The sequence below is a fragment of the Arhodomonas sp. AD133 genome (assembly GCF_051195215.1).
Lineage (GTDB): Bacteria > Pseudomonadota > Gammaproteobacteria > Nitrococcales > Nitrococcaceae > Arhodomonas.
Genome location: NZ_JBNAZM010000053.1, coordinates 22,467 through 30,692 on the forward strand (window position 1 = coordinate 22,467; position 8,226 = coordinate 30,692).

Annotated in this window: 8 protein-coding genes; 5 read left to right on the forward strand and 3 right to left on the reverse strand. The window is 67.5% G+C overall.

The features are described from left to right. Positions 1-86 precede the first annotated feature (86 nt). The 3 genes from ACPEES_RS19800 to ACPEES_RS19810 form a co-directional block, all read right to left on the reverse strand. On the reverse strand, positions 87-1,640 hold the full coding sequence (locus tag ACPEES_RS19800) for a GTPase family protein (RefSeq protein ID WP_435105490.1): 1,554 nt from the start codon (positions 1,638-1,640) through the stop codon (positions 87-89). Continuing rightward, positions 1,637-2,863 carry a YcjF family protein gene (locus ACPEES_RS19805; protein ID WP_435105492.1) on the reverse strand — a complete coding sequence of 409 codons (1,227 nt, stop codon included), beginning with the start codon at positions 2,861-2,863 and terminating at the stop codon, positions 1,637-1,639. The genes ACPEES_RS19800 and ACPEES_RS19805 overlap by 4 nt, the downstream gene beginning before the upstream one ends. 188 nt (positions 2,864-3,051) lie before the next feature. Beyond that, positions 3,052-3,837, reverse strand: a complete 786-nt coding sequence (locus ACPEES_RS19810) for a class I SAM-dependent methyltransferase (protein ID WP_435105494.1) — start codon at positions 3,835-3,837, stop codon at positions 3,052-3,054. Positions 3,838-4,150: 313 nt separating this feature from the next. On the opposite strand from ACPEES_RS19810, the gene ACPEES_RS19815 reads away from it, so the two are divergent. The 5 genes from ACPEES_RS19815 to ACPEES_RS19835 all read left to right on the forward strand — a co-directional run bounded on the left by ACPEES_RS19815 (position 4,151) and on the right by ACPEES_RS19835 (position 7,973). Beyond that, on the forward strand, positions 4,151-4,606 hold the full coding sequence (locus ACPEES_RS19815; RefSeq protein ID WP_435105496.1) for a GFA family protein: 456 nt from the start codon (positions 4,151-4,153) through the stop codon (positions 4,604-4,606). Continuing rightward, positions 4,569-5,159 carry a GNAT family N-acetyltransferase gene (locus ACPEES_RS19820; protein ID WP_435105497.1) on the forward strand — a complete coding sequence of 197 codons (591 nt, stop codon included), beginning with the start codon at positions 4,569-4,571 and terminating at the stop codon, positions 5,157-5,159. The genes ACPEES_RS19815 and ACPEES_RS19820 overlap by 38 nt, the downstream gene beginning before the upstream one ends. Before the next feature lie 25 nt (positions 5,160-5,184). Beyond that, the gene (locus tag ACPEES_RS19825; protein ID WP_435105500.1) at positions 5,185-5,676 is read left to right on the forward strand and encodes a TspO/MBR family protein; all 492 of its coding nucleotides are present in this window, start codon (positions 5,185-5,187) and stop codon (positions 5,674-5,676) included. A gap of 130 nt (positions 5,677-5,806) precedes the next feature. Further along, positions 5,807-7,003 (forward strand): NAD(P)/FAD-dependent oxidoreductase, encoded by a 1,197-nt coding sequence (locus tag ACPEES_RS19830; protein ID WP_435105501.1) that lies wholly within the window; start codon positions 5,807-5,809, stop codon positions 7,001-7,003. Between the two features lie 148 nt (positions 7,004-7,151). Next, positions 7,152-7,973, forward strand: a complete 822-nt coding sequence (locus tag ACPEES_RS19835) for a methyltransferase domain-containing protein (RefSeq protein ID WP_435105503.1) — start codon at positions 7,152-7,154, stop codon at positions 7,971-7,973. The last annotated feature ends 253 nt before the right edge of the window (positions 7,974-8,226 follow it).

Consider the following 8,226-nt stretch of genomic DNA (forward strand, 5'->3'; position numbering starts at 1 on the left):
TGCACGGTCCGACGCCGGCACTGTGGCACCGTGCCTTTTCAGGTTATAGGTGGCATGGCTCCCGGTTGCAATCCGGCCTGATTCTCTCAGCGTGAGATGTGGCGGACGATACCCAGACCCGCGCGGCCCGCCTGCTCGAGTACGGTGCGCCAGTCGCGGCGCGGCAGCGAGCGGCTGATTCGCAGCACGCGCCCGCGTTGGGCGGCTTCGAACCGCTGCGCGAGAAGCGCCCACAGCAGCTCGATGTTGTAAACCCGGGAGGGCGGATCGAGACGCATCGGCACGACGCTCTCCAGGGGCACGTTCAGGTCGTCGGCGATGGCCTCCAATGCCTCGCGAATCGCGTGCGCCTTGGCGCCCGACGGCTCGTCGATGTCGTAAGGTGGCGCCCACTCGCGCATCGGCGTCAGCTGGTCGATGTGGCTGGCGACGACGATCAACGGCGGTGCGGTGCGTTGGAGATTCTCGGCGAAGCGGCGGCGCACGGCATCGAGTGCGGCCCGGTCGGCTGCCCGATCGGCACGATGGGCGGGAACCACCCAGAGCAGGCAGTCGCCATCGGCGGCGCAGTCGATTACGGCGGCGGTGGCGGGTTCGTCGTCGAGCCCGGGGCTATCGATGAGCACTGCCTCGGGAGCGTCGTCCCGGCGCAGCTCGTAACCGCTGAAACCGCTCGTCAGTGGCAGTGCATCCACGCCGGCAGCCACCTCGCCGAGGAGCGCGTTGACCAGGCTCGATTTGCCGGCTTTGGTTTGCCCGGCGATCACGAGGCGCAGTGGCCCCGGTAGCTCGGCAATGGCGGCGCCGGGACCGAGTGCCCCCGGCGCTGCGGCATCGTCGAGGCGGTTGGCATCCACACGCAGGCGCCCGGAGTAGAGCTCGATCGCTGCGCGACCGACTTCCTCCACCCAGATCTGGGCGCCGCGGCGGCGCAGATAGGTACCGGCGTCGCCCATGAATGCGGAGAACACCCGCTCCCGGGCTTCCGCCAGCAGCGCTGCGGCGGGGTTGGCGAGACGGGCGATGCGATAGACGGCGGTTACCCCGCGGAACAGGCGCACGCCCCGTTCCGCCGCCGGCTTGAAGTCCCACAGGCGCAGTAGCTGGCCGGCGTGAATCATGTGCGAGCCAGGCACATGGTCCAGGATGACTACCCGTAGCCGGGCGCTGACACGCTCGGTGAGCAGCAGCGCCTCCGGGACGGTGAAACGCCACAGGGGATAGCGTTGCTCTGGATGGTAGTGCCTGGCCACGCGTTCGATGGTCGTTCGTGCCGCCGCCAGCATGAGGCGATGGTCGGCGACGATCGCCGGGTCCACCTCGACTGACAGGGCCCGCACCGCCTCCCAGGCCGTCAACTCCCGTGCAGCCCAGTCCACGTCGGGGGCCGAAACGGGCTCGTCGGGGGTGTCGTCTCGCGCGTGCTCGCGGGTGCGCTGGGCGCGGTGGCGGAGCCACCGGGCGTAGCCGAAGCCCGCGAGGCTGACACCTGCGGCAGCGGCCAGCCACCATAGCAGCCACCCCTGCTGCCACAGCCATAGGGCGCCCAGTGGCACGAGCGCCGCGAACGGCAGCGCGACGGCGGCGAACCCGAGTACCAGGGCCCACCAGCGCCACCATTTCGGCAGACGAACTTTCATGGCTGTGTAGGATCGCGGTCGGCGGTGGCACGCTGGCGGCGTCGAAAGAGCTCGTAGGCTTCCTTGAGCGCACCGCGATAGGTGTCGGCGACGCCTTCGGGATCGCGCTGCCCCAGGCGCACCTGCTCCAGGTAGTAGCACGCCGCCCGACCGAGGGCGTAGGTCACGGCCGCACTGGCGAGCCCCGCGGCTGCCGCGCCCGCGAGCTGGCCGTAGACGGGGATGAGCTTCGCGAGCTGTCGCGCCGTGAAGCTCGCACCGATACCGAGTGCGGTGCCGGAGCCCAGTGACGCAAGGAACTCCCGCAGGGTACGCCGGTTCCATGCCACCCCGTAGAGTACCGCGACGCTGTGCAGCATCTTGCCCTGCAGCGTCGGTACGGTGACGAATCCCACCACCGGCACCAGATCGCTCACGCCGGCGGCGGTGGCGTAGCCCAGCAGATGTGGATGCACCTGGGCGAGGCGGGCATCGCGCGCGTGGCTGGCGATATCGCGGATGAGTGTGGCATGACCCCGGAAGCAGGCGTCGTCGAGGGCGTCCAGCAGGGCGTCGAGGCCGTAGTCCGGATCCGTGAACCCTTCCTCCTGCCGGGTCAGGTCCACGGCGACGGTGTGCACGGCGCCCGAACCCGGCAGGGCGCGAAAGTCCCGTGCTTGTGTCTCCAGGGCGCGCCGGAGGTCGTCGAGACCGGGGGCGGTGGTGAGCTCGGCATGCTGCGGGTGATCACGCTCGTCGGGGTAGCCCTCGTGGAGGCAGGTCTGTACCAGCACCACCGTCCAGTCCGGGTGGCGGCGGCGTACATCGCGGAGAACGTCCACGAGAGCGCGTTGCTGAGGGTCCATGGCGCGCACCACCGCCACGACGGCATGTGCGTGACCTTCCAGCACGGCGAGGTCTTCGGTGGGGTCGTAGTCCACCTCGCCCAGGCCGCGGGTGTCCAGGAAGCGCACGACCGGCGCTTGCGGGGGGAATTCGTAGAGCTGGGATCGCCGGGTGCAGGCCTTGAACCCGCTGCCGATCTCGGCGCGTTCCGCGCCGGTGATCGCGCGTACGATGGAGGTCTTGCCCGATTGCACTTTGCCGAGCAGCCATAGTACCGGTGCCTGCTCGCGGGCGCGTTCGGCAATCGTTTCCGCCACCGCCGGATCGGGTTCGGGATTGAGTACCGCGTCGACGAGCCTGCGCCAGCCGGGGCCACGCAGGAATCGAGCAGCGGGCATAGCCGTGCCTCCGCCTGTGACTACCAAAGCGATCAGCAGCGTCGGCCCACGCATGCGGCGTGGGCCGACGAAGCCGCCCACGGTGCGCGAAGTCGCGCGCCGTGGGGTGAGTGTGCTGCCAGTGTAAGACAGGCGGGGTCGGGGCGCCGATATGCGGCGCTCGTGGCCGCCCTCGAGGGCCGTGGGCGTCAGCGCGCCGGGGCGGCGCGTCCGCCCGGGCGTTGCAGGCGTTTGGCGATGCGCATCAGCAGCCCGCCGAGGCCCAGATACTCTTTTTCCACCTCGACCACGCGTTCGACGACGACCTCTTTCTCCCGCACCCCGTGCGTGGCGTCCTCGCGTTTCTGGGCATAGGCCCAGCCGTGGTCTTCCATAAAGTTGTGGTAGGCCGGGTGTGGCTTGACGAGCAGCTCGTAGACTTTCCGGACCTGCGGCGTGGACCGCTCCTCGGCGGGGATCTCGTTGAGGAGCTCGCTGTTGGCGAGCATCGGGCTGCGGTCGTGACTCCAGTTCAGGTCATCGAAGATGATCCAGCCGCCGGGCTTGAGCAGTCGGTCGACCAGAAGGAAGGCGAAGCCGTCCACCGCCCAGGTATGGGCGCCGTCGAGATAGCAGAAGTCGAATCGCGGCCGTGGATCTTCCTCGAGCATCTTCATCAGCCGCCACGTGTACGAGCTCGGCTCGTAGCTGACGGTGACTCGGTCGCGTTCGCCGAGCTGCTCGAGCAACTGTTCGATGTTGGGGCTGCGTTCCCGCGCCGCTTCCCGGTCGATGGTCAGGATGTGGCCGCCGCCGAGATGGGAGAGTGCGGCGGCCATGTAGCAAGTGGACACCCCGTGGGCGAAGCCGAGTTCCAGGACCTCCCGGATGCCCTTCTCGGCGATGAAATCGGTGAGCCGCTCGGCCTGGTCGAGATGCATGTGGGGCGTGTCGCCTACAACGGCCTTGACCGCCTGGAGATCGAGTTTCGCCATCGCGCTGTTCTCTCCTGGTGTTGCGATACGTCAGCGTTCCGCGCGGTGAGTGACGGCAGCGGTCCATGCCGGCCTCACGGAATTGCCTCCGTGAATGAACCGTATAGACGGCCGGTGTGACGCGGCAATCGCGCCGCGCCTCCGCCCGCTCGCGCACAGGCGACCACGACGTCGACGACTGGTGCGTGACGCTGCAGGATGGCGTCGGGACGCCGTCGCGGGGAGGTACCACGTCGGGGCAAAATGCGGTGTCCACGGGAGTCGTTGTGTGGCGACGGTCGCGTCGCGGCGATGATGGACGCAGGGAGGGGCGATGACACGAACGGCCGAGTGCCGCTGTCGCCAGTGCCGCGTGGAAGTGCGCGGCGAGCCGGCGCTGGTGGCCGTTTGCCACTGTGGCAATTGCAAGCGACGGACTGGGAGCGCATTCGGCGTTTCGGTTTACTATCCGGACGATGCGGTGATCGCCCTCCACGGCAGCACCAACCAGTACCGCATCGACAACGAGCGTACCTATCAGCACCGCCATTTCTGCACCCGTTGCGGAACAACGCTGTATTGGCGCGTCGCGGCGTTCCCGGGCATGCTGGGTGTTGCCGGCGGATGCTTCACCGGCGCAGCGTTGCCCGTGCCGACACACACCCTGTCTGATGAGCAGCGCTGTGCATGGCTCGCTGACGTTGTCGAGGGCGGGGATGTGCCCGCCGCTGTCGAATGCCAGGGAGGGAACGATGAACGTTGCCGAGACGCGCCGGCTGCTGTTGCGTGAGCTCACCCTCGATGACTTGCCCGGGCTTGCCGCCATTCTGGCGGATCCCGCGGTCATGCGGTATTCCATCGGCGGGGTATTGAGTGAAGTGGAAACGCGGCATTTCCTCGAATGGACCCGCGCCCTCTACCGGGACGAAGGTTTCGGCCCATGGGCAGTCGTGGAGAAGGCGACGACGGCGTTGGTGGGCTTCTGTGGCTTGAGTCCGACGACCGTCAACGATAAGCCGGAGGTGCACGTCGGTTACCGCTTTGCGCGTTCGTTCTGGGGGCGTGGTATCGCGACCGAGGCCGTCACCCTGGTGCTCGATCACGCCTTCGGGCGTCGACGGCTGACCGGTGTCGTTGCACTCATCGAGCCCGACCACCGTGCTTCTCAACGCGTTGCCGAGAAGGCCGGGTTCCACCTGTCCGGCTTGGCGCAGTATCACGGACGGGCCGTCCGGGTGTACCGGCAGACACGCCCGGCCTGGCAGCGTGAACGGCGCCGGGCTGCTGCCGGCGTCAGCTCCGGCGGCGGGGACGCGACGCATCGCCGCGATGCGCCGCCCTGACACAGCCGCGGATAGGGATGGTGACATGTCACCGTGGAAGCAGCTCGTCGGCCTGTTGGTCTGGCTTGCCGTAACGTTTGCCGCTGCCGGCGTCGCAGCGGCGGCGTCCGTCGACGCGGCAGCGTTCTATCAGCAGCTCGCCCGGCCGGCCTGGGCCCCGCCGGCGGGCATGTTCGCGCCGGTGTGGAGCGCGCTTTATCTCATGATGGCCGTCGCCGCTTGGCTCGTCTGGCGCGAACGCGGCCTTGGCGGGGCACGTGTGGCCATGGGGCTGTTCGTTATCCAGCTCGTTGTCAATGCGCTGTGGAGCTGGCTGTTCTTCGTCTGGCGGCAGGGAGCACTGGCGCTGCTTGATGCGGGGGCCTTGTGGATCCTGATCGTCGCTACAGCGGTGGCATTCTGGCGGGTGCGGCGACTTGCCGGCATGCTGATGTTGCCGTACCTCGGGTGGGTGAGCCTCGCTGTGGCGCTTACATTGGCGAGCTGGCAGCTCAACCCCGGACGCCTGGGTCAGTGAGGTCTCCCGGCCTCGGGCAAGCGCGTGCGGACTTCGTCCCCATGGCGCGGGATGGACGGGGTGTCTCGACGGCGGTGTGGAGTGCCCGGGTGCAGCGAGTTGTTGTGGCGTTCGCGTAGAATCGCGCCGCATGACAGACGCTACCGAGACATCCCGGCACTGGGACGTGGTCATCATCGGCGCCGGTGCCGCCGGGCTCATGTGCGCGATCACGGCGGGCGCGCGTGGCCGGCGCGTTCTGGTGCTGGATCACGCCAACAAGGTGGGCAAGAAGATCCTCATGTCCGGCGGCGGCCGGTGCAATTTCACGAACATGTACTCGGAGCCGGATCACTTCATATCCGCGAATCCGCATTTCGCGAAGTCCGCTCTCAGCCGCTTCACGCCCTGGCACTTCATCGCGCTGGTCGAGCAACATGGCATTCCCTACCACGAGAAGAAGCTCGGACAGCTCTTCTGCGACCGTTCCTCCAAGGACATCGTTCGCCTGTTGCTGGCCGAATGCGAGGCCGTGGGGGCGAGGGTGCGTACCCGCTCGCCGGTCGCCAACGTCCGTACGGGCGAGCCGCATCGCCTGGACACGCCGGATGGGCCAGTGACCTGTGAATCGCTCGTGATTGCTACGGGTGGTTACTCCATTCCGAAAATGGGAGCCACTGGCTTCGGGTTCGAGTTCGCGGCATCGCTTGGCATTCCCGTTCGGCCGACGCGGGCGGCGCTGGTGCCGGTCACCCTGGACGGGCGACGGCTGCGTCAGCTTCAGGATCTCGCCGGCATATCGCTGGATACGGTGACGGCGGCCGATGGCACGGCCTTCCGCGAGAACCTCCTGTTCACGCATCGCGGGTTGAGTGGGCCCGCGGTGCTGCAGGCGTCTTCCTATTGGCAGCCCGGCCGGCCGCTGGAGATCGACCTGTTTCCGGAGCTCGATGTCGTCGAGCACCTGCGAAGAATGCGCCGGGAACGGCCGAAACTCGGGCTGAAGAATCTACTCGCCGAGGTATTGACCAAACGGATCGCCCAGCGCTGGTGCGAGTTGTGGCTCGATAACAAGCCCCTGGAACGGCTCGGCAACGAGGATATCCGCCGGGTGGAGCAGGTATGCAAGCCGTGGGTGGTCTGGCCGTCGGGCACCGAAGGCTACCGCACCGCGGAAGTGACACTGGGCGGCGTGGACACTGGCGCGCTGTCGTCCAAGACCATGGCGTGTCGTGACCATCCGGGTCTTTACTTCATCGGTGAGGTCGTGGACGTCACCGGTCATCTCGGTGGGCACAATTTCCAGTGGGCCTGGGCGTCCGGGCACGCGGCCGGACAGTACGTGTAGCCCACAGCCCGGTGATGCGCCTTCTATCCGGTGGTCGATGGCATCGGTAATCCCGGTATCTACACTGCTTCGAAGGCTTCCCGATACCGTCCGACTGGTCTACGGGGTGCGTGGATGGTGGCGCTTCAGGCGCCAGGCAGGTGATGCGATGAGCAGGGTGGATCCATTCGGCCGAACCGACCAGCTCGACGAGGAGACGCTTGCCGTGCTGGCCGAACGTTTCGAGGCCCGTGGTCGGCATCCGCTTTTCACGACGATGCTCGCGGAATATCTCGACGCCATGGACATCGACCGCGCCGGCTCTGTCCTGGACATGGGTTGCGGCACCGGCGTGGCGGGTCGTGCCATTGCCCGGCGCGAGGCGTTTACCGGGCACGTTACCGGTGTGGATCTCAGTGCCTACCTCGCAGCGGTCGCCGACCGCCTTGCCCATGAGGAAGGCCTTGCCCGGCGCACGACCTTCGGCAGTGGCGATACGAGCGACCTCGCGGTGGCCGATGGCACGTTCGATGCCGTCGTCGCCCATACGCTACTCAGCCACGCCGGGGACCCGGCAGCGATGGTCCGGGAGGCGGCCAGGGTCGTCCGGCCCGGCGGCATGCTGGCCATCTTCGATGGCGACTACGCGTCGTTGACGTTCGACCATGCCGATCCGGAACGGGCGAAGGTCCACGACGAGGTCCTCATCAGCGCTGTGGTGACGAACCCCCGGATCATGCGTCAGATGCCGCGATTGCTCCGTGCGGCGGGACTGGAGCTCGTCGCGGCATTCCCACACGTACTCGCCGAGGTGGGCGAGGCCGACTTCTGGGCATCGGCCATCGAGGTGTACCGGCAGCTTCTCACTGAGTCGGACGCCATGACGGGGGATGAGGCGGCGGCCTGGGCGGCGGATCTGCGGCGTGATTCCGAGACGGGCGTCTTCTTTGGCAGCAGCAACTACTACGCGTACGTTGCCAGACGGCCATAGCGCGCGCCGCGGGGTCAGTCGCCGGTGGCCGTCGATTGGGGCAGTGGCGTATCCGCCGGCGCGGTGACGCGGACCGTAGTCGACAGCGTCATCCGGCGTTCGCCGTCCAGTGTGAACTCGAGCTCGGCAAACATGGCGGTGTAGTCGTCACGCGCGGGTTCCTGCGTATATTCGTAGGTGTCAGGTCTCGTCTGATTGTATTCCTGTCAACAGCTACCCCCTTTTCCAAGCCAGGCAGGCCTTGCGAGACTGC